This window comes from Chromatiales bacterium (genome assembly GCA_020445605.1).
Taxonomy (GTDB): Bacteria; Pseudomonadota; Gammaproteobacteria; order JAGRGH01; family JAGRGH01; genus JAGRGH01.
In genome coordinates this window covers 38863-58481 of record JAGRGH010000003.1, presented here as the reverse complement: position 1 = coordinate 58481, position 19619 = coordinate 38863, and the positions used below count along the sequence as shown (strand labels likewise).

Annotated in this window: 15 protein-coding genes; 4 read left to right on the top strand and 11 right to left on the bottom strand. The window is 67.4% G+C overall.

Annotated elements, in window-relative coordinates; all coding sequences use genetic code 11:
• A complete protein-coding gene (locus KDG50_00450) occupies positions 1–492 on the top strand; it encodes an Appr-1-p processing protein (GenBank protein ID MCB1863872.1) in 492 nt (163 codons plus the stop codon).
• A gap of 279 nt (positions 493–771) precedes the next feature.
• Here KDG50_00450 and nadD read toward each other — a convergent pair whose 3' ends face one another.
• The 9 genes from nadD to holA form a co-directional block, all read right to left on the bottom strand.
• Complete coding sequence (gene nadD, locus KDG50_00445) at positions 772–1419, bottom strand: nicotinate-nucleotide adenylyltransferase (protein MCB1863871.1); 648 nt, start codon at positions 1417–1419, stop codon at positions 772–774.
• The gene (locus tag KDG50_00440) at positions 1409–2347 is read right to left on the bottom strand and encodes an agmatine deiminase family protein (GenBank protein MCB1863870.1); all 939 of its coding nucleotides are present in this window, start codon (positions 2345–2347) and stop codon (positions 1409–1411) included. Before KDG50_00440 ends, nadD begins: the two co-directional genes overlap by 11 nt.
• Entirely contained in the window at positions 2347–4326 is a 1980-nt protein-coding gene (locus KDG50_00435; protein ID MCB1863869.1) for a hypothetical protein, read from the bottom strand. Before KDG50_00435 ends, KDG50_00440 begins: the two co-directional genes overlap by 1 nt.
• A gap of 99 nt (positions 4327–4425) precedes the next feature.
• Positions 4426–6591: a hypothetical protein gene (locus tag KDG50_00430; GenBank protein ID MCB1863868.1), complete on the bottom strand. Its 2166-nt coding sequence runs from the start codon at positions 6589–6591 to the stop codon at positions 4426–4428.
• Positions 6588–7088: a hypothetical protein gene (locus KDG50_00425; protein ID MCB1863867.1), complete on the bottom strand. Its 501-nt coding sequence runs from the start codon at positions 7086–7088 to the stop codon at positions 6588–6590. Before KDG50_00425 ends, KDG50_00430 begins: the two co-directional genes overlap by 4 nt.
• Positions 7085–9049, bottom strand: coding sequence for a hypothetical protein (locus KDG50_00420; GenBank protein ID MCB1863866.1), 1965 nt, complete (start codon positions 9047–9049; stop codon positions 7085–7087). Before KDG50_00420 ends, KDG50_00425 begins: the two co-directional genes overlap by 4 nt.
• Positions 9050–9239: 190 nt before the next feature.
• The gene (locus KDG50_00415; GenBank protein ID MCB1863865.1) at positions 9240–10520 is read right to left on the bottom strand and encodes a glutamate-5-semialdehyde dehydrogenase; all 1281 of its coding nucleotides are present in this window, start codon (positions 10518–10520) and stop codon (positions 9240–9242) included.
• A gap of 36 nt (positions 10521–10556) precedes the next feature.
• On the bottom strand, positions 10557–10697 hold the full coding sequence (locus KDG50_00410; protein ID MCB1863864.1) for a hypothetical protein: 141 nt from the start codon (positions 10695–10697) through the stop codon (positions 10557–10559).
• Positions 10698–11720 (bottom strand): DNA polymerase III subunit delta, encoded by a 1023-nt coding sequence (holA, locus tag KDG50_00405; protein MCB1863863.1) that lies wholly within the window; start codon positions 11718–11720, stop codon positions 10698–10700.
• Between the two features lie 169 nt (positions 11721–11889).
• Here holA and KDG50_00400 point away from each other — a divergent pair, with 169 nt between their 5' ends.
• Together KDG50_00400 and KDG50_00395 are read left to right on the top strand one after the other, a co-directional pair.
• Positions 11890–15039 carry a DUF1800 domain-containing protein gene (locus KDG50_00400; protein ID MCB1863862.1) on the top strand — a complete coding sequence of 1050 codons (3150 nt, stop codon included), beginning with the start codon at positions 11890–11892 and terminating at the stop codon, positions 15037–15039.
• A 14-nt stretch (positions 15040–15053) separates the two neighbouring features.
• Positions 15054–16274 carry a DUF1501 domain-containing protein gene (locus KDG50_00395; GenBank protein MCB1863861.1) on the top strand — a complete coding sequence of 407 codons (1221 nt, stop codon included), beginning with the start codon at positions 15054–15056 and terminating at the stop codon, positions 16272–16274.
• Positions 16275–16416: 142 nt separating this feature from the next.
• Here the strand turns inward: KDG50_00395 and KDG50_00390 are convergent, their stop codons facing one another.
• Both KDG50_00390 and KDG50_00385 read right to left on the bottom strand, forming a co-directional pair.
• Positions 16417–17211: a hypothetical protein gene (locus tag KDG50_00390; protein MCB1863860.1), complete on the bottom strand. Its 795-nt coding sequence runs from the start codon at positions 17209–17211 to the stop codon at positions 16417–16419.
• 154 nt (positions 17212–17365) lie between these two features.
• Positions 17366–17680, bottom strand: coding sequence for a DUF4282 domain-containing protein (locus KDG50_00385; GenBank protein MCB1863859.1), 315 nt, complete (start codon positions 17678–17680; stop codon positions 17366–17368).
• Positions 17681–17777: 97 nt separating this feature from the next.
• Between KDG50_00385 and KDG50_00380 the strand changes: the two genes are divergently transcribed.
• Positions 17778–19598, top strand: coding sequence for an SLC13 family permease (locus KDG50_00380; GenBank protein MCB1863858.1), 1821 nt, complete (start codon positions 17778–17780; stop codon positions 19596–19598).
• Positions 19599–19619: the final 21 nt, after the last annotated feature.

Below are 19619 nucleotides of genomic sequence, written 5' to 3'. Positions count from 1 at the left end.
GTGATTCATGAAGTGACGGGCGATATCTTGTTGACGAAGGCTCAGGCAATCGCACACGGGGTGGCGCCGAACGACCATTTCGATTCCGGTCTGGCACTCGCGTTGCGGGAGATGTGGCCGGCCATGGTCAAGGACTTTCGTCACTACGCACACCAGACCCATCCGCAGCCGGGCGAACTGTGGGAATGGGGCGGTGTTGGCGGTGTACGAATCTATAACCTGCTGACGCAGGAAGGCGAGCACCATCCGGGCGCGAAACCCGGCCGTGCCACGCTGAGCAACGTGAGCCATTGTTTCAAGCGGCTGCGACATGAGCTGGAGAAATCCGCGATTGCGTCGCTGGCGCTACCGAAGGTGGCCACCGGGGTCGGTGGGCTCGACTGGAGCGAGGTCAAGCCGGTGATCGACCAGGCGCTCGGGGATATTTCGACACCGGTCTACATCTATACGACCTACCACAAGGGCCAGCAGGCACAGGAACCTGGGGCCTAGTGGGCCAAGTGGAAGGTTCTGTGACACTCAGAGTCACCGTGCGAGCGCGAATCAAGGCGCGTTTCGCGGGCAATGGCCCCGCCCTTGCCAAGGAACGCAACACCCAGTCGCGCTCCCGAAGGGCCGCGCCACAAGCATCGTGGGCTGTGTCGCGGTCCTTGGAAAGGGCCTGCCATTCCCTGCGGACTGCGCCTTGCCCACAAGACTTGCGGCGTGGCTGAGCGTTACAGATCTTGCCACTTGGCCCACTCGCGTCCTGTCCCCGACCAGCCGCTGTATTCAAGCAGCGCCTGAACCGTATAAACCGTGTTCAGCGATGTAGGCCGCGACCGCGGATGGAAGCTCTTCCTCCGCGGTCGTGCCGCTTGCGAGCCTGCGACGGATGTCGGTCGCCGAAACCTCCACGGGTGTGATGGTCACCTCGATTCGCAGGCCGCTGCCGCGTTGGCGCAACTCAGCCGGATCGGTCACAGGCACAAACGCATCGCGCACGGCCTCAGCGGGCAACGGCGCGCCGTTGCGCTGCATGACCGCGAGGTGCGCGAGCCGCGGAATCTCCCGCCAGCGCGACCAGGTCTCGAGGCCCGCGTACGCATCCGCGCCGACGATCAGCACCCAGCGGTCGTCCGGAAACTCCGCGTGCAACTCGCGCAGCGTGTCCACCGTGTAGGTCGTGCCTTCGCGTTCGAGTTCGCGCGGATCGATCACGAAGCCGTCGAGGTCGGCGAAGGCGAGTTCCAGCATGCGCACGCGATCCGCACCCGACGCGAGCGGTGGCGACCGATGCGGTGGCGCGCGCAGCGGAATGACCCGCACGGCATCGAGCCGCAGTTTCCCGCGCAACTCGCGCACGGTCTCGACGTGGCCGCGGTGGACCGGGTCGAACGTGCCGCCGAATACCCCGATCAGTCGCGGATCAGTCGGCATGGATCGGCGCGGTCGAGCAGCGCAGCGCGCCGCCATAACGGATCAGCTCGCGCGCCGGCGAGCCGATCACACGAAAACCGGCACCTTGATACGCGGCGGCGGCCGGGCCATCCGTAGTCGGGTCGCCATACACCGGCATCAGCACGTTGCGACCGAGCACCAGGGCATTCACGTAGCTCAGGTACACGCCGTCGTCCGGCGCTGGCTGCGGGACGGGGAGCGGCACAATACCGGCCGCCGCAAGCCGGGCAGCGTTGCGCCGCATGACCTCGCGCAACTCACCGTCAGGATAGTCGGCGACAAAGGCGCGCCCGTCGTCGAGCAGAAGCGTGTGCATGTCCACGTGGCGTGTGGATTCGCCGGGCAGCGGTTCCAGTGCGATCACCGCGCGGCAGCCAAACCATTCGCGCGCGCGATCGGCCATCAGCTGATTCTGCCAGTCCTTGCCCCAGCGGGTAACGAGGCAACGCGCGAGATGATCGGCCTCGAACGCACCGCCGAGAAACGTCACGGCGCGGTCGTCGATCGTCTTCACTGGCAGTTTCAGTAAAGCACCGAGTCGGCCGGGGATGCCGTCGTCGTTGGCGGCCGGGTACGGCAGGTCCACGAGTACAGCCCGCGCGCCGTCGCGCACCCAGACGGGCGCGTAGTCGCGAATCCAGTGTGAATCGGGCTGCGCCCAATGCGTGCTGACGTGCGCAATGCCGGCGAAACGCTGCCTGCACGCCTCGGGCGTGAACACCCGCACGGGGCGGAACGCCGCAACGCGCCGGGCCAGCGACACGAGTTCCCGCGCGACCGGCTCATACCCCGCATCGCAGGCCGGCAGGCTCATCGCGTAGGCACGCGCCGCCCCGTCGGGGATGGGCACGACCGCGCCCGCACTGGTCGCGAACGCCAGTGCGACTGCCGCAAACCTGCGTCGCACTACTGCGAGCACACCTGGCGATTAGGCTCCGTTGCGTCGACGCGGATGCGTCCTTCCAGCTCGCCACGCAGCTGCACGGACTGCCCGGTCGGGGTTATGAACGACAGCACCCGCATGATGTGCAGACCGTAGGTGAAGATGCGCGCCTTTGCGAGTATGCGCGTATCAGGGGAAAGCAGCGGGTAGCGCAATGTCTGGCTGCGACCGGTGGGATCGGTATGCAGCACGGTCAGCACCGAACCCATGAGATCGCGTGCCAGCGCGGCGGAGTACAGGAAGTCCATCGCCGCGCACAGGTCGCTGGAATTGGCGCCGTGTGCAATCCCGATCGTCCACGCGGAGATCGTCGCGAGCATGATCTCCCGATCGCTCGGCATTGGCATCGGGACGGGCTCGCGTGGGCTCGGTGTACGGACCACCACGGTCGTATCGCGAGGCTCGATGGCCTCCTGCCGCAGGTTCGGATCGCCGCCCTGCGGCACCTGAATCTTCGGCCCGATGACCGGTTCGCGCGGTTCGGGCTGGACACCGCGCAGGGTCGGTCCCTGTCCGACACTGCCAGCGGCAAACGGATTCTCGCCGCCGCGTTGCTGCGTACCGAGGAGTGCAATCTGCGCATCTTCGGACTCCTCGACCCAGCCGTCAGCCGGGGCCATCGCGGTGCCGCGATCGATGGGCGTGTTGTAGGGCGCGCGCATCCCGAGGTCGCGCGACTGTTTGTCGCAACTGCGCATGCACTCCGCCAGTTCGCGTTCCAGCCGACCGATCTCGTCGCGAATCTCGTGGCGCCGGTCACGCAGACGTCGCCACTCGGCGGCCAATCGATCACGTTCGCCGGTAAGCCGTTGCAGCGTTGTGCGCAGGCCCGCGAGGCGCTGCTGCAAGCGTTCGCGATTGCCGGTGTCCACGCGCTCGGGCTCGCCGATCGGACGGCCGCGGGCATCCCAGCGATAGATCGTATGGCTACCGTCGGCATTGCCGACCGAGCGGATGCGCACCCCCGTGCGCGGATCGGTCGACTCGGCCCAGTCGCCGGTCGTTGCCGAAAGCTGACCTTCGAGCGCGGCGATCTGCCCGCGCACACGGCCGATCTCGGCGTTCTTGGCGTTGACCTCGGCATCCTTCGCCGTCATGTCGCCCTCGACCCGCTGCAGGCGGCCGCGGGCGGCGGCAAGCTGGCGCTTGAGTTCCTCGCACTGCTGACACTTCTGATTACGCGCTTCAATGGCCTGCTGGCGCACACGATCACGGGCCTGTTGCGCGTCGCGCTGACGGCGCGCTTCGTCGGCCTTGCGCTGGCGCTCGTACTCGACATCCGCGGCGAGTTGTCGCGCCTCCGCCGCTGCCGCTGCCTGCTGGCGTTCGCGCTCGGATTGGGCCTGTGGGTCCGCCTCCCGCGGCGTTGCCCTGACCGCGAGCTGCCCAGCCCCGGTCGTAAACAGCCGACTTTCCGCCGTCACGCGCGAACGATCGCAATAGACTCGCGTGACACGCATCTCCTCAATGCGGTTCACCTGGTAACGACCGCGCGCATCAGGCCCGGCGATTGAAATCCGCAGCACGATACGGACCTGCCGCAGCCCGGTACCGCATTCGTAATCATTTGACAGATGCAGATGGATCTCGCCGTTCGGTGGTGTCCAGCTCACAGAGGTGCGCGTGGTCGCACCGTTTTTTTCACGCTCATCGTTGGCTCGTTCGATGTCGCCGAGTTTGTCGCCACCGAAGGTCGGACCCGACAGCCAGTCGGTCAGCGCGTCACGGGCGCGAACGATCTCGTCACGCTCGGTGCGCGAGAGATCACGGTCGCGCGTGACCAGTTCGGAAAGGCCGGACTCGGTGAGCTTCTGGGCGATGACATCCAGGTGTCTTTCCAGATCGCCCGAAATGCTGCCGGCCACTGCGAGTGTCGGGCCGAGCAACAGAACGCTGGCCACGACAGTGGCGGCGCGGCGAATTGCATTGCGTGGTGCCCGCATGGATGCACCTCCAGTCGGTCGCGGAACTCCAGCGTGCGCCGGAGTCTTGTCTTCTGAGTCTAGCCGCCAGTCGCGCGATCTGCGTTGGCTGGCGGGCCGTTACGGCACAGACTCGATGCTCCACAGCGGCTCGGTCGGCGGCGGCAGCGAACGCGCATGCTGCACTTCGATGCGCACGGCGCCATCGAGACGACGCGGAATACCCAGACGCAGCACGCCGTCGGCGAAGTTCCAGTCGCTGACGCGCGTCAGGCGACCCGCGTTCACATCGGCAACAAACTCGGCCGAGAACTCGCCGTCATCGAGCGTGCGGCCCGGTCGGCCGTAGGTCTCGATCAGCGTCTCGCGCACCCGCTCGAAGGTCTGCGCGGCATTGTCCGGGCCACCGTTCGGATCGAGATCGATCACCAGCGCGCTGCGCTCGACGATCGGACCACGGCGCTCCAGCACCAGCCGCTGACGCTGGTCGATCGCGGGCAGGACCACCGCGTCGTAGGTCACCGCGTCGACGAGTTCGAGCGGCGCGCCATAACCGGCCTCGGTCAGACGCCCGGTCGCGCGCGCCATGCGTTCGCCTGGCGCCAGTCCGGCCAGCAGGCGCACACCGTCGGGCAGCGCACCGGTCGACGGCGCAAACGTCGCGGCCAGCGCGCCGGGCCTGGCGGCGCCGAGCGCGGGCTTGTCGAAGCGGAAGGTCCAGAACAGACCCACGCGCCAGGCGTCGACATCCGCCGGACCGTCGATCCAGCGATCGAACAGATTCGCCTCGACGCCGAAGGTGTGCGGACCGGTCGTGAAGCGGTAGTCGAGTGCCGCGGTCTGCGTGACCAGATCACCCGATGCATCGCGATTCTGCGACAGATACCCGTAGCTCACGCCCAGGCTGTGCGCGCCGGCGGCGAGTTGCAGGTTCAGCGTCGGGTTCCAGTCCTCGCTGTCGCCCGTGGTCGCATCGACATCGCGATACAGGAGGCCCGGGGTGAACTGCCCGGTCACGCGCCCGTAACGCACCGCATGGCTCGCGCTCACGTGCACCTGGCGGGTCTCGCTGTCGGCGTTCGTCGCGGTGCGGTCGTCGACATCCTGATACAGCAACGCCAGCCGTCCGAGCCAGCCGCCACCGAACGCCCGGGCCAGATCGAGCTGCACCGAATCGGTGTCGCGCTGGACGGTGTTGGTGTCGTTGTCGATCTCCTGCCGGAACGCCTGCAGGCTGCCGGTCAACCCGGCGCCGAACGGTCCGGTCAGGTTCAGGCCAATGGTGTCGGTGGTCTGCGAATCTGCGCTGTCGTTGAAATCGATCCACTGCTGCCAGCGTCCACGCAGTTGCAGCCCCTGGTTGAACCGCCAGCCGACATGCGCCTCGTTCGAACGCCGGTCATAGCTGATGACCGCGCCGGTCGGCCGGTAGTCGCCGTCGTAGTCCTCGTGGCGCAGGCGATAGGTGAACTGACGGCCGTGCTGGCCGCGTGCCTCGAGGAACCAGCCGATGCCGGATTCATCGTCACCCGGCGTCGTGTGTTCGCCGTTGAAATAACCGAGTTCGCCCTCGACCGTCAGCCGGTGCCGGTCGAAACGGAATTCGTGTTCGCCCGCGAAGGTCTGCACCCACTGTTCGAGATCACCGGCGGCGGTGCTGCGCGTGTTGTGCACGGTGTTCGCGCTGAAGCGGCCGAGCTTCGGGTCTTCCACGAGCCAGGACGCGGCGAGGTAGGCGTTTTCATCGACGTTGACCTCGCGCCAGAACGGCTGATCCATGCCGGCCAGCAGCAGGATCGAATGACGCATGGTCGACGCTGCGTCAAAACTCGGCTGCAGGTCGACCTGCACACCTTTCAGCGAGCGCTGCAGGGTGCGATAGCTCAGGTAGCCGTAGTAGTCGCCGAACTCCGCCCGAAACGGCACGGCGGCGTCGCCCTTTTCCCAGCGCAGCGACATGCGCTCGGGCACGATGCCCTCGTCCGGTGCGCGGTATTCGGAATCGTTGAGCACGCCGCTGACATGGGCAAAGACGTTCTCGTAACGCGAGAAGCGCCGTGCAAAGCTGATGTCGAACTCGTCGTAGAGCTGCCTGCCCTCATGCGGATACGGGCTTTGCGAGGTATCGCCGTGGTTCTCGTAGTACTCGATGCGCGCGGTGTTCGTCCCGCGGATGTCCCACTCACCGAGCGCATCGCCGAACAGCTCGCTTGGCGACCACGCGGCAGCCGGCCCCGCAAGCGCGGCAGCGAAAAAAACGCCGGCGACGGTGCGCGAGTGGCTCATTTCTTGCGCAACCGCTGTTCAACCTCGAAGGTGTATTCGTTCAGGCCATCGAGGCGCTGCAACTGCCCGTTCGCGTCCGTGTACTCGACCTGCGTGCGCACGTTCACCACGACCTTGCTGATCCGCATGGCGCGGTTCGGATCAAGCTGGTTCGGCAGAATGTACTGGCTGACGGTATCGGAAGACTGCACGCCGAGCACCCGCACCGTCGCATCGCGCGGAACGAAGGCCGCGATGTTGTCGAGCAGGCGGTCCTTGTCGTAGAAGCGGTCGCTGATCAGCTCGCCGAGCTGCGCGGTGTTCCATGCGGCCATGAGATTGTCGACGGCCTTTTCGATCACGCGTGGCGAGACCGGACGAATGCGATCGACCGCAATGGCGCCCTCGGGCAGCACCTCCGGCTGCGCGATCGGGTTCAGCATGCGGAACTCGCTGGCATGCGCGGCAAACGCTGCGGCCAGCGCGGCAAGCCCGAGAATTCGCCCCAGCGCGTTCAAAATTGCGTACCCAGGCAGTTGTAGGACGACGGCTGACCGCCGGGAAGCTCCATATTCCAGCCACGATGTTCGGCGAACTCGATCGTGTTCACACCGTTGGCCTGGAACTGCCCCATGCTGTAGGTCGAGACGTTCTGGAATCCCGCCACCGTGTTCACGCCGGAGGCCGTGAACTGCCCGTTGTTCAGATTGCCGGTCTTCGAGCCGAACGCGGCCGAGCCGCTCAGGCTCAGCAGCGAGCCCGAGATCTGCACATTGAGCGTGAAGCTCGTCTGCTGGCCGAACTCGTCGAATGCGCTGTGCGGATTGCCCGGTGCAGCCGTGCAGACGGTGTTGTAGCTGCCGCCGAACGGCGTCATGCCGATGCCCGACGATCCACCCGAACTGCTGCTCGAACTGCCGCTGGAACTGCTGCTGCCGGAGCTGCTGCCCGAGCTGCTGCTCGAAGAGGACGATCCGCCGCTGGAACTCGTCGAAATGCCGGAACTGCCGCTCGAACCGCCGGAGCCGCTGCCGGAGAACGGCGGCGGGTGCGCGAAGCGGTCCTGAATGCCCCAAGAATCGAACTGGTTGAAACCGTTGATGCCGCGCACGGATTCGGTCTTGACCCGGAAGGTGCCGAAGTCCTCGGCGTAGCGCAGCGCCTTATCCCAGCCGTCTTCCTCGCCCCACGAGGTGCCCAGCGAAAAGCCGGCGATGGTGGGCGAGGTGTAGCGGATCACCGGCGGCTTGTCCTCGCGCTGGTCGAGGTAGTCCGCGCGCAGGCCATAGGCATAGTCGTAACCGAGTTTCGGGCCCAGATAAAAGCCGTGGTCCTTGCCGGTCGAGCCGCCGCCGGATTTCGAGCCGCCCGGGTTCACGCTGCCGCCGGCGCCACCCGGTGTCGAACCACTGCCTGGCGTGGTCGCACCACCCGGTGTCAGCGCCCCGCCGGGCGTGGTCGGCGGCGGGCAGCGGCGCCGTTCGCAGGCCGCAAGCAGCGCCCGCAGCCGCTCGAGTTCGTCGCGCATCTCGTGTGGGGGCGGGTCGTCCCAGAATTCGTCCGGATCGTAGTCGAGCTGGATGAAACTGATCAGGGAATTGATCTCGCGGGCCAGATCGCGGCACGGAGCGCAGTTCGTGCTCACCAGCTGCAACAGGTCATTCGGTATCCCGCCCAATAACAGGCCCAGACCACCCAACCTCCCGCAATTGCGTAATTCGCAGCTCCGCAACGCGGACTTGAAATTCTGCCACTGCCCCCACAGGCGCGCGCTGTAGTTGCGGTACATCGGCCAGTGTGAACCGCCGATGTCGATCTGGTTTTTCTCCGCATCGCTCAGGCTGTTGATCCAGGCGTTGTGGATCACGCGCTGGACGCGCAGCCATTCGTTGGCCTCGGCGACGATCTGGTTGCACGCCGCGCAGTCGGTGGTGAGGTTCAGCTGCGTCAATGCGCGCGGCGGTGGCGGCGTACCCGGAACGCCGGCCGCGCGGCTCGCGTCCCCCGGGAGTTCGACTGGCACATGCCAGCCGTTGAATTCGTTGTGTCCGGAGGGACTGAAACGGAAGGTCTGGCCGCCCTCGCCAGGCCCCTCGATACCGCACTGTTTCTCGCAGTCCGATAGCTGACGCTCGAGTTGCTCGACCAACCCCTCGATGCGGAACAGCTGGTTCTGGATGGCCAGCGCATCGCCGTTGGCCTTGCGTGCCGCGCGCTGCGCCGCAGGGTCGTCAGGATTCGCGTTGGCCCGGGCTTGGATGTCACGGGCCGCGATGAGCGCGTTGCGGAAACGCTGCTGGAGCACAGCGGCGTTGTTGTAGGCCTGCTCGAGCGACTGGGCGAGTGGCCGGCAGGGGGCGCAGTTGGTCCCGACCTGCCAGCGACCGTCGAGCTGGGTCGCGATCCAGGCGCGGGGGTCGGCGTGCGCGTTCGGCACAACCGCGAACGGCCCGGCCAGAACGGCCAACCACAGAAGCACCCAGCGCCCGGTCCAACCGGACGCTCGCGCGTGACCTGTCGCGGTGCGCGAGTTCTGAATCATCGCCCCCAGTTCTGCGTGTCGCTGCCGTTCATCCGGCGGCGACGTCCACCGTGCTGTACCGGTGGTTCTTACCCGGAGTCTTGCAGCCGCTGCCGGTCAGGTCAAGGCGCGATGGTATTGCGGCGCGTCATTTGCGCACGTGGCCGTCGCCCATCACGACGAATTTCTGCGTGGTCAGGCCCTCGAGCCCGACTGGGCCGCGTGCATGCAGCTTGTCGGTGGAAATGCCGATCTCGGCGCCGAGCCCGTATTCGAAGCCGTCGGCGAAGCGCGTCGAGGCGTTGACCATCACGGAACTGGAATCCACCTCGCGCAGGAAGCGCTGCGCGCGCGTCCAGTCCTGCGTGACGATGCTGTCGGTGTGGTGCGAGCTATGCGTTTCAATGTGCTCGATCGCCGCATCCAGTCCGTCGACGATGCGGATGGCGAGGATCGGCGCCAGATACTCCGTGCCCCAGTCCTGTTCGGTCGCCGGTTTCGCCGTCGGCAGGATGGCGCGGGTACGCGCGCAGCCGCGCAGCTCCACACCCTTGCCGGTGTAGATCTTGCCCAGCTGCGGCAGCACATCCGCTGCGATCGCGACATCCACGAGCAGGGTTTCCATGGCATTGCACACCCCATAGCGATGGGTCTTGGCGTTGTCCGCGATCGCGATGGCCTTGGCGGGGTCGGCCGAGGCGTCGATGTAGACGTGGCAAATACCGTCGAGGTGTTTGATCACCGGGATGCGCGACTCGCGGCTGATGCGCTCGATCAGGCCCTTGCCACCGCGCGGGATGATGACATCGACATACTCCGGCATGGTCAGCAGCGCACCGACCGCCGCACGATCGGTCGTGGCAACGACCTGCACCGCCGTCTCCGGCAGGCCGGCCGAAGCCAGCCCGTTCGCGACGCAGGCGGCGATCGCCTGGTTGGAGTGAATCGCCTCGGAGCCCCCGCGCAGAATGGTGGCGTTGCCAGCCTTCAGGCACAGCCCGGCGGCATCCGCGGTCACATTCGGACGGGATTCGTAGATGATGCCGATCACGCCGAGCGGCACGCGCATGCGCCCGACGCGGATGCCGCTCGGCCGATAGTTGAGATCGGTGACGGCGCCCACCGGGTCGGGCAGCGCGGCGATCTCGCGCAGACCCTGCGCCATGGCGCCGATCCGCGCCGGGGTGAGTTCCAGCCGGTCGAGCAGCGCATCGTCGAGCCCGTTCGCACGACCGGCCTTGAGGTCGCGCGCGTTCTCGCTGGTCAGCGTTTTCGCGCCGGTTTCGATCGCATGCGCCATCGCCTCGAGCGCGGCGTTCTTGGCGCCGGTCTCCGCGCGCGCCATGGCGGCGGCCGCCGCGCGGGCCTCGCGCCCGAGCTGGCGGACATAGTCTTCGACGGACAGATCAAGTTCAGCCGGAACGTTCATGACGGTGTTCACGCAAGTGAGTGGGTTGAGGTGAACTCAAGAATCGGTTCGGCACATGGCCGTGCCGACATTTTCAATGCGCGAAAGCGCCTGAAAATGCAGGAAGCCGAAAAACCGCGCTTTTTTCAGCTTCGCGCCGCCGTCAGTCCCGGACGGATTGCTCGGCGCACCGAGCAACTATACCGGATCGGCCGTCGCCGCCCCCTCGCCGACACCGCAGGCCGCGGCCACCAGTGCCGCCAGTGCCGCCCAGCCGCTGACGCCACCCGCCCGGCCCTTTGCGGCGCGATCCACGCCACCGAGCTGGCCGAGCAGTCCGAGCCAGCGCCGCGCCGTCAAGCGCCGCGCGGCCCGGCTGTAGGCCTGCGCCCGGTCCCCGAACACCTTGTGTTCGCGAAACACCGCCTGCGCCGGTTCGCCCGCGGCGAGCTGCGCGAGAATGCGGATCTCCCGCGCCAGCGCGCCGACGACCATCGGCAGTTCCTGACCCTCGGCTTCGATGCCACGGCAGATGCGCACCGCGCGCGCGGCATCGCCACCGCGCACGGCCTCGGCGAGCGTGAACGCATCGAATCGCGCGGCGTCCGCGAGCCCGGCCTCGGCCTCGGCGGCCGACACGGCGCCGGGCCCGCGCAACATCAGGAGCTTGTCGAGCTCCTGCGCGCAGGCCAGCAGATTGCCCTCGGTGCGCTCGGCGAGCATCGCGACCAGGGCCGCATCGGGCTTGAGTCCGAGACGACGCGCACGCGCGCCGATCCAGCGCGGCAGCGTGTCCGGCCCGACCGGCCACACCTCGACGAGCACGCCGGCGGCTTCCAGCGCATCGAACCACTTGCCGCGAGCGCGCTTTTCGATGCGCGGCAGGCTCACGACCAGGATCGTGTCCGCGGGCAGGCGCGCTGTCCAGGCGACGAATGCCTCCGCGCCGGTCTTGCCGGGCTTGCCCGAGGGCAAACGCAGCTCGATCAGTCGCCGCTCGGCGAACAGCGACATCGATTCGGCGCAGGCGTAGAGCTCGGCCCAGTCGAAGCCGGTATCGGCATCCAGCACGATGCGCTCGGAGAAGCCGGCGGCACGGGTCGCCGCACGGATCGCATCGAGCACCTCGCCGCACTGCAGGGGTTCGTCGCCGCTGACGACCCACACGGGCGCAAACGGCTCGTGCAGCTGCGATTCGATCTGTTCCGGTCTCAGTCGCATCGCGTGAACGCGCTCACAGTTCCGACAAAAACATGCACTGACTCCACCCTGACGACCACCGTTTGCGAACCGCGTCGCATCCAGCGGCCAAGACGGCCGCGATTATTCATCAAAAGCGCGGTTGCGGGCAGCAGCGCCCGACGCATACAGGTCATCGGGAGCAGGAAACGTGGGTGTACGTGGTCTCTGGGAAGCACTGATCCATCGGTCCCGGATTGCCAGAGCAGCACGCCCCTGTGCCGCGGGAAACTCCGGAATTTTTCGGAGTTTCCTCTGCTTTGGCGCACTGTGCGCACTGTCTGCACCGGCACCCGCCGCCGCGGGCCAGGCCGAGGTGCTGCTGGTCGATGCGCTCAGCGGCACGCCGCGCTCAGGTGTCGATGTGCATGCGCGCGAGCGGCTCGGCGACGGCAAGTCCACGTGGCGCGCGAAAACGGCAACCGGCGCCGACGGCATCGCCCGCTTCGAACTCGCCGGACTCGGCAGCGGAGCACGCTACTACTTTCTCGCCAACGCCAGCGACAGCGGCTGGCTGGAATCGGCGGAGATCACCGCGCCGGGACGGGTGCGGCTGGAGGTCGGGCAGCTGCCGGTGACCGCGGTCTCCGGCGCCGACGGCGAACCGCTCGCGAACCGTGACATCACCCTCGTCGAAGTCCTCGCCAACGACGAACAGCGCTGGATCAGCCGGGTCGAGACCGATGCCAGCGGCCAGGCCGTGTTCGACGCCCCGGGGCTCGGCCAGGGCCGACGCTACCGGCTCAAGGCGCAAAGCACGATCGATCAATCCTGGAAATACAGCGCCATCCTCGAGACCGCGGGGGCGTTCCGCTTCACGGTCGGCAATGCGCCGCTCGCAGTGCGGGTCGAGGACTTCCACAGCGGCGCTGCGCTGGCCGGGATCGAAATCACGGTGCGTGAGCGCGTCGCCGACGGCACGCACTGGGTCACGCGACGGACCGCCGACGCCGACGGCCGCCTGACCCTGGACCTCGACGGGCTCGGCGCCGGCCGCGTCTACGAGCTCAAGGCACAGCCCTACAACGGCGGCTGGGCGGTCAGCGACGCGCTGACGGCGACCGGCGAATACCGATTCCGGCTCGGCAAGCTCCCCGTGCGGCTGGTCGCGGGCGACACCGGCCAGGCGCTGGCCGGCGTGCAGCTGGTCGTCATCCGCAAGGAATGGAACGGCGAACGCAAGTGGCAGAACGACGGTATGACGGACGCGGGCGGCACGGTGCGCTTCGACCCGACCGACCTCGGCGGCGGGCCGATCTATGTCATCAAAGCCGTCAATCCGTTCGGCGACGGCGAGCACTACTACAGCGACTGGATCACGGCCCCGGCCAAATTCGACTTCGAGCTGACGCGCGACCAGCCGCTGCAGCCGGACTTCCGCCCGCCGCAGATCACGCTGATCGAGCCGGTCGCCGGCGCACGCATCGGAACCGGCGGCATGCGCGTGCTGGGCGTCGCCCACGACCGCGTCGGCGTCGACGGCGTGCGGCTGCGCATCGCGCGTGGCGACGTGGTGGAGTTCGTTCACGCCGAGCTGTTTGCGGACACCGGCTTCTGGCGCGCGACCGTGCCGGCGGCCGCCATCGGCGGCCCCGGCCCGGTGTCGGTGCGCGCGTTCGCCTGGGATGCCGCCAAGAACGGCGCGGTCGCCGAAGTTGCAGTCGAGGTTTTCGAAGACGGTGCGGCGCCAGACCTCAGCCTCGCTGCGCCGGATGTCAGCTGGACGGGCGGCGCCGTGATCAGCGGCAGCATCAGCGACAACAGCCAGATCGCGAACCTGCGCGCGACGCTCACCGGCAGCCAAACCCGCAGTCTGGAACTCGACTTTCCGCCACGCGGCGGAGCGTTTCAGGTGCCACTGCCGTCCGGCGTGGCCGCGCCCGGCGAGACGCTCGATCTGCGCGTGGAGGCAACCGATTTCAGCGGCAACCGACGCACGCGCTCGGTGACACTCGCGGTCGTCGAGGAGCCGATCGATTCCATGCAGCTGGCCCGGCGCGCGAGCTTTGGCCCGACGCCGGAACTGCTCGCGGCGATCCGTGCAACGGGCGTCGAAGACTGGCTGAACGGACAGCTGGATCCGAACCTCGATCCCGGTGCCGAACTTGCAGCGGCGCTCGCCGAACTCGGGCCGGTGGATTCACGTTCGGACCTGCAGAACTGGTGGCTCACGCACATGCGGCTCAGCGCAGCGCAGCTGCGTGAGCTCATGACCTGGTTCTGGGACAACCACTTCAACACCGATCTGAACAAGCACGGCAACTGGGGCTGGGAGCTCGCCGAAATCGAGGCGTTCCGCGCGAACGCATTCGGTGGGTTCCGCACCCTGCTCGGGATCAGCGCGAAGAGCCCGGCGATGCTGAAGTACCTGGACAACGCCACCAGCCGCAAGGAAAACCCGAACGAGAACTACCCGCGCGAGCTGCTCGAACTGCACACCATGGGCGTCGATGGCGGCTACACCCAGGACGATGTCGAGGAGGTCGCCCGCGCGCTGACCGGCTGGACGGTGCGCGAGGGTGCGTTCCAGTTTCGCTCGCACTGGCACGACAACGGTGAGAAAACCGTGCTGGGTCATGTGCTCGCCGCCGGACGCGGGGTTGAGGACGGCGAGGACGTGCTGGACATCCTCGCCGCGCATCCGTCCACCGCGCACCACGTCTGCACGAAGCTGCTGCAACTGTTCGTGCGCGACGACCCGCACGCGGACGCGATCGACGAATGCGCCGGGGTGTTCATGGACACCGACGGCCACATCGGCACGGTCGTGTCGCACATCCTGCATTCGCCGGCGTTCAGCGATCTGGCCAATGCGCAGATGAAGGTGCGCACGCCACTGGAGTCGGTGCTGGCAACCTCGCGTGCGCTCGGCGTCGTGCAGGGTCGCAACGGCATGCGCGCGGCACTGGAAGACCTCGGCATGCCGCTGATGCAGAACCCGGTGCCGACCGGTTACGCCGAGACTGGCGAACGCTGGACGCATTCCAACCAGCTGCTCGCGCGGGTGCGCCTTGGTTCGGAGCTGGCGTTCGCCCGCCCCGGCGAGTATCGCAACCATCTGCTGGATCCGCTCGGCGCATTGAACGCGCAGGGCCATACGACCGCCGACGGCATCGCCGGGGCGCTCGCCGAACGCCTGTTCGCGCACGACTACTCGGACGTCGAATGGTCGGTTCTGCGCGGCGCGCTCGCGCCGGCCAATGACCTGCCGTTCGGCCACCTCGACGCTGAAGCGGCCGACGAGCGCGTGCGCACCGCGATCGCGCTGGCGCTGGGCTTCCCGGCGTTCCACCTGCAATGACACGGGGTCACAGCATGCAGCGACGTCGCTTCCTGAAATTCACCGCCGGCGCGCTCGCAACCGGCGCGCTGCGGCTGCGTTTCGCGCAGGCCGCCGAAGCGAACCCGACGACCCTGGTCGTCGTGTTTCAGCGCGGCGGCTGCGACGGCCTGAACACGGTGGTGCCATTTGGCGATCCGTACTACGCCGGTCTGCGTCCGGGCATCGGCATCGCGCCGCCGAACGCCGGCAACCCGGCGGCCGCGCTGAACCTGAACGGCTTCCTCGGCCTGCATCCGGCGCTCGCGCCGCTGCATGCCCTGTATCTCGACGGCCGTCTCGGCGTGCTGCCGGCCGTGCAGTATCCGGACGCCTCGCAGTCGCATTTCGATGGCCAGCGCTGGATCGAAAGCGGCCAGCCCGAATCGTCGATCGACGGCTGGCTGAACCGCTACCTGGCCCAGACCTCCATCGACGCCGCCGTGCGCGCGGTCAGCATGGGCGGCTCGCTCGCGCATGCGCTGCGCGGCGAGGTGCCGGTCGCCACGCTCGACGACATCGGCAATCTCGGGTTCGGCGGCGGTGACGGCGAGGTTCTGGTGAACGCGCTGGCCACGGTCTACGAACAGTCGATCGACGCCGAAGACCGCCACCGTGCGGCCCTGCATCAGGCCGGGCTGACCTTTCTCGACAACCTCGAGACGCTTGCCGCGATCGACATCTCGAACTACGTGCCCGAAAACGGTGCCGAGTACCCGGAGTCGGGCTTTGGCACTTCATTGCGCCAGGTCGCGGCCCTGATCAAGGCGGACGTGGGGCTCGAGGTCGCGACCGCCGACATCGGCGGCTGGGATACGCATTCGGGCCAAGGCGGCGCCCAGGGTCCACAGGCCGGTCGGCATGCGGACTTCGCCGCCGGCATTGCCGCGCTGGTCACGGACCTCGGCACCCGCATGGACGACGTGCTGATCCTGAGCATGACCGAGTTCGGCCGCACCGCCGAGGAGAATGCCAGCGGCGGCACCGATCACGGCCATGCCGCGGCCTGGTTCGCGGCCGGCAACGGCATCCACGGCGGTGTGCATGGTGCTTGGCCCGGGCTCGCCCCGGCGAATCTCCACGACGGTCGCTACCTCGACCACAGCATCGATTTTCGCGACGTCATGGCCGAGGTGCTGACGCGCTTCCTCGGCGTCGCCGACACCGGTCTGATCCTGCCGGGCTTTACCCCGACACCAATCGGCCTGATTGGCTGACCGGTGGACCCGGCGCTCTGGGTCCAGCGTGCAACGCGCCCAGTGTGAAACTCGGATGGCTGGCCGTGGGTGACCCGGGCACGCCGAAGCAGCACCATGGGCTCAACCCTGGCGGCTTGAACGCCCTAACGCCGGGCCTGCGTTACGAGATGTGATCGCCCTGGCGAGCCCCGCGCGAACGCAGACCTGCCAGCGCAAGCCCCGCAATCAACAATGCCAGCGTGGCCGGCGCCGGCAGCGCCGCCGGCGAAGCATCCAGTGCGACATCGTCAAAATCGACTTCGCGATGCGCGACCGGATCGACCGGGTCCGGCACGTTGAGATTCACCAGCCCGATCACCAGCGGCTGTCCGATCAAAAGCGGGTTGACGCCGGTGCTGTCGAATACGATCTGACTCAGGCGAAACTCGCCTTCGGGAATGACCAGGCTATTCAGATCAGCCGCGAGCAGAGTCGTGCCCGCCAGCAGTTCGACCCGATAACCCGGAAATCCATCCAGGTCGAAAAAGATCGGGCCACCGCCAAGGTCCGAAGTCCCGGAGGCGATGTTGCCGACGCCAACGGTCAGCGTGTAAATCGTGTCGGCTGCGAGTACGGCACCCAGGGTCTGGCGAATGCCAAATTCGACATTGGCCGTTCCACCCGCATCCATGTAGGCAATCGCCACGTTGCTGCCGCCCCACTGGCCCGGAGCAAAGTACGTTGTCGTCGCCGGGTTCAGGGTGCCAACGGTTTCGCCGGCGACCGCGGCGGTGTTGTAGTCCGCCCAGCCGGTCGGCGCCGTGAAAGTGAACGTGTTTGGCCCATGGACCTCGGCCTCGAACCCCGGATTGACGACCGGAACAGCGACGGCCTGAGCGCAGGCGGCGAACAGGGCTGAAAAGACCAGCACGCACGCAGCGACGATCTCTCTACACCCCACGATGAGTTTCTCCACTTTGCCTCCCCGGCAACCCCTGCCCGGACATTCGGCTGGTTCATCCGCAAGCGCGTGCGGCACTGGAGAACGAGGTTTGCACACGGCGGTGCGAACAAACCGGGAACACGGTCGCAATTCCGGAACTCGCGCTCGGACCTGGCCGAAACTCGCTTCAGTGTGCCGCCGTGAGCACGGCGTGAATCTGGAAGTAAGCGATCAGGATCTCGAACATCAGCCGCCAGACGAGTTCGCCGATCGTGAAGAACACGATGAACAGTGTCACGACCAGCGCCGGCCGCGGCGCCTTCTCCGCGGCCGCATGCGCGGCGCTGCGCGCACCGACCGGCACTCGGGCCGGCTCGCGCCGCGTGGCCCAGCGCACGAACATGAAGGTCAGCACGGGCAGCACCACGGCGCCCACGTAGTAGACGACGAACAGCAGCGGCTCGCCGATCATGACGCGAAACGTCGCGACGTCCGAAAGCATTTGAAACAGATCGTGCATAGGTGGCTAGCATAGCGCGGCCCCGGCGCCGCGCGCGTGGTCATCCGGGGATACGAATCCTGCTACGCTCGATCCGGCCATGAATCCCCACGCGATTTTTGTACTGGCGCTGACCGGCATCGCACTGGTGCTGTTCTCGCGCGAGCGCATCCCGATCGAGACCTCGGCACTGGCCGTGCTCGCGGTGCTCGCGATCGGTTTCGAACTCGTGCCGTTTCACGATGCCGACGGCGTGCTGCACGCCACGGACCTGTTTCTCGGCTTCGGCCACGAGGCGCTGGTCGCGGTCTCCGCGCTGATGATCGCCGGGCAGGGGCTGGTGCGCACCGGCGCGCTGGAACCGGTCGGCCGCGCCCTCGGCAGGCTGTGGAGCGTGGCACCAGCGCTGTCGCTGCTCGCAACCCTGCTGTTCGGTGCCGTGCTCAGCGCCTTCGTCAACAACACGCCGGTGGTCGTGCTGCTGCTGCCGATCCTCGTCGGCGTGTCGCTGCGCGCGGGCAGACCGCCGTCGGACGTGCTGATGCCCATGGGTTTCGCGACCCTCGTCGGCGGCATGGCGACGACCATCGGCACCTCGACGAACCTGCTCGTCGTCGCGGTCGCCGCGGACCTCGGCATGCGCCGGCTCGAACTGTTCGACTTTTTGCTGCCGGCCGCGATCGCCGGGGGCATCGGCATCGTGTATCTCTGGCTCGTCGCGCCACGGCTGCTGCCGGCGCGCACGGCACCGATGGCCGACACCTCGCCACGCGTGTTCGAGGCCGCGCTGGTCATCGAGGAAACGAGCTTCGCGGCCGAGAAAAAAATTCGCGAACTGCTCGAACGTGCCGGCAGCGAACTGCGCATCGCCCATGTGCAGCGCGGCGCGGGCGTCGAGGTCGCCCCGCTGCCCGACGTGCGCGTGAGGCCGGGCGACCGCCTCATCGTGCGCGATACGCCGGACCGCCTGAAGGCCTACGAAGCCGCGCTCGGTACGCCGCTGTACTCCGGCGACGAGCGGCTGGATTTCGATGCGGTCAAGAAACAGGACGACGAGCAGATTGCCGAGGTCGTGATCACGACCGGTTCGCCGTTCGTGGGCATGACCCTGCGCGGCGCACGCTTCGCCGACCGCTTCCGTCTGACGACGCTGGCCCTGCATCGCAGCGGACGCGCGCTGTCCGGGCAGGGCCGGCACCTCAACGACACGCCGCTGCGGCCCGGCGACGTGCTGCTCGTGCAGGGCGCGCGTGAACGGCTGGCCGAGATCAAGCGCAACGGCGAACTGCTGCTGCTCGATGCCACGGCGGACCTGCCGCGCTCGAGACGCGCGCCGATCGCCGCGGCCATCATGATCGGCATCGTCGCAGCGGCCGCGTTCGGCCTGCTGTCGATCGCCGTCGCCGCCGTCGTCGGCGTGCTGCTGATGCTGATCACGCGCTGTCTGAGCTGGCCCGATGTCGGCCGCGCGCTGAGTCCCGCGGTCATTCTCATCATCGTCGCGAGTCTGGCGCTGGGCATTGCCATGACGCGCACGGGCGCGACGCGTTACCTCGCCGAGCAACTGGTCATCGTCATGCAGGGCGCATCACCAGCCGTGCTGCTGTCGGCACTGATGCTGCTGATGGCGCTGGTCACCAACGTGGTGTCGAACAACGCGGCCGCGGTGATCGGCACGCCCATCGCGATCTCCATCGCGAACGATCTCGCGCTGCCGCCGGAGCCCTTCGTGCTCGCAATCCTGTTCGGCGCGAACATGAGCTTCGCAACGCCCATGGCTTACAAGACCAACCTGCTGGTCATGAACGCCGGCGGCTATTCCTTCGGCGATTTTCTGCGCGCCGGCCTGCCGCTGACGCTGCTGATGTGGGCGGTGTTCTCGTTCCTGCTGCCGATGCTCTATCCAATTGCCGGTTCCTGATTGCCGGCGTCAGACTCAGAC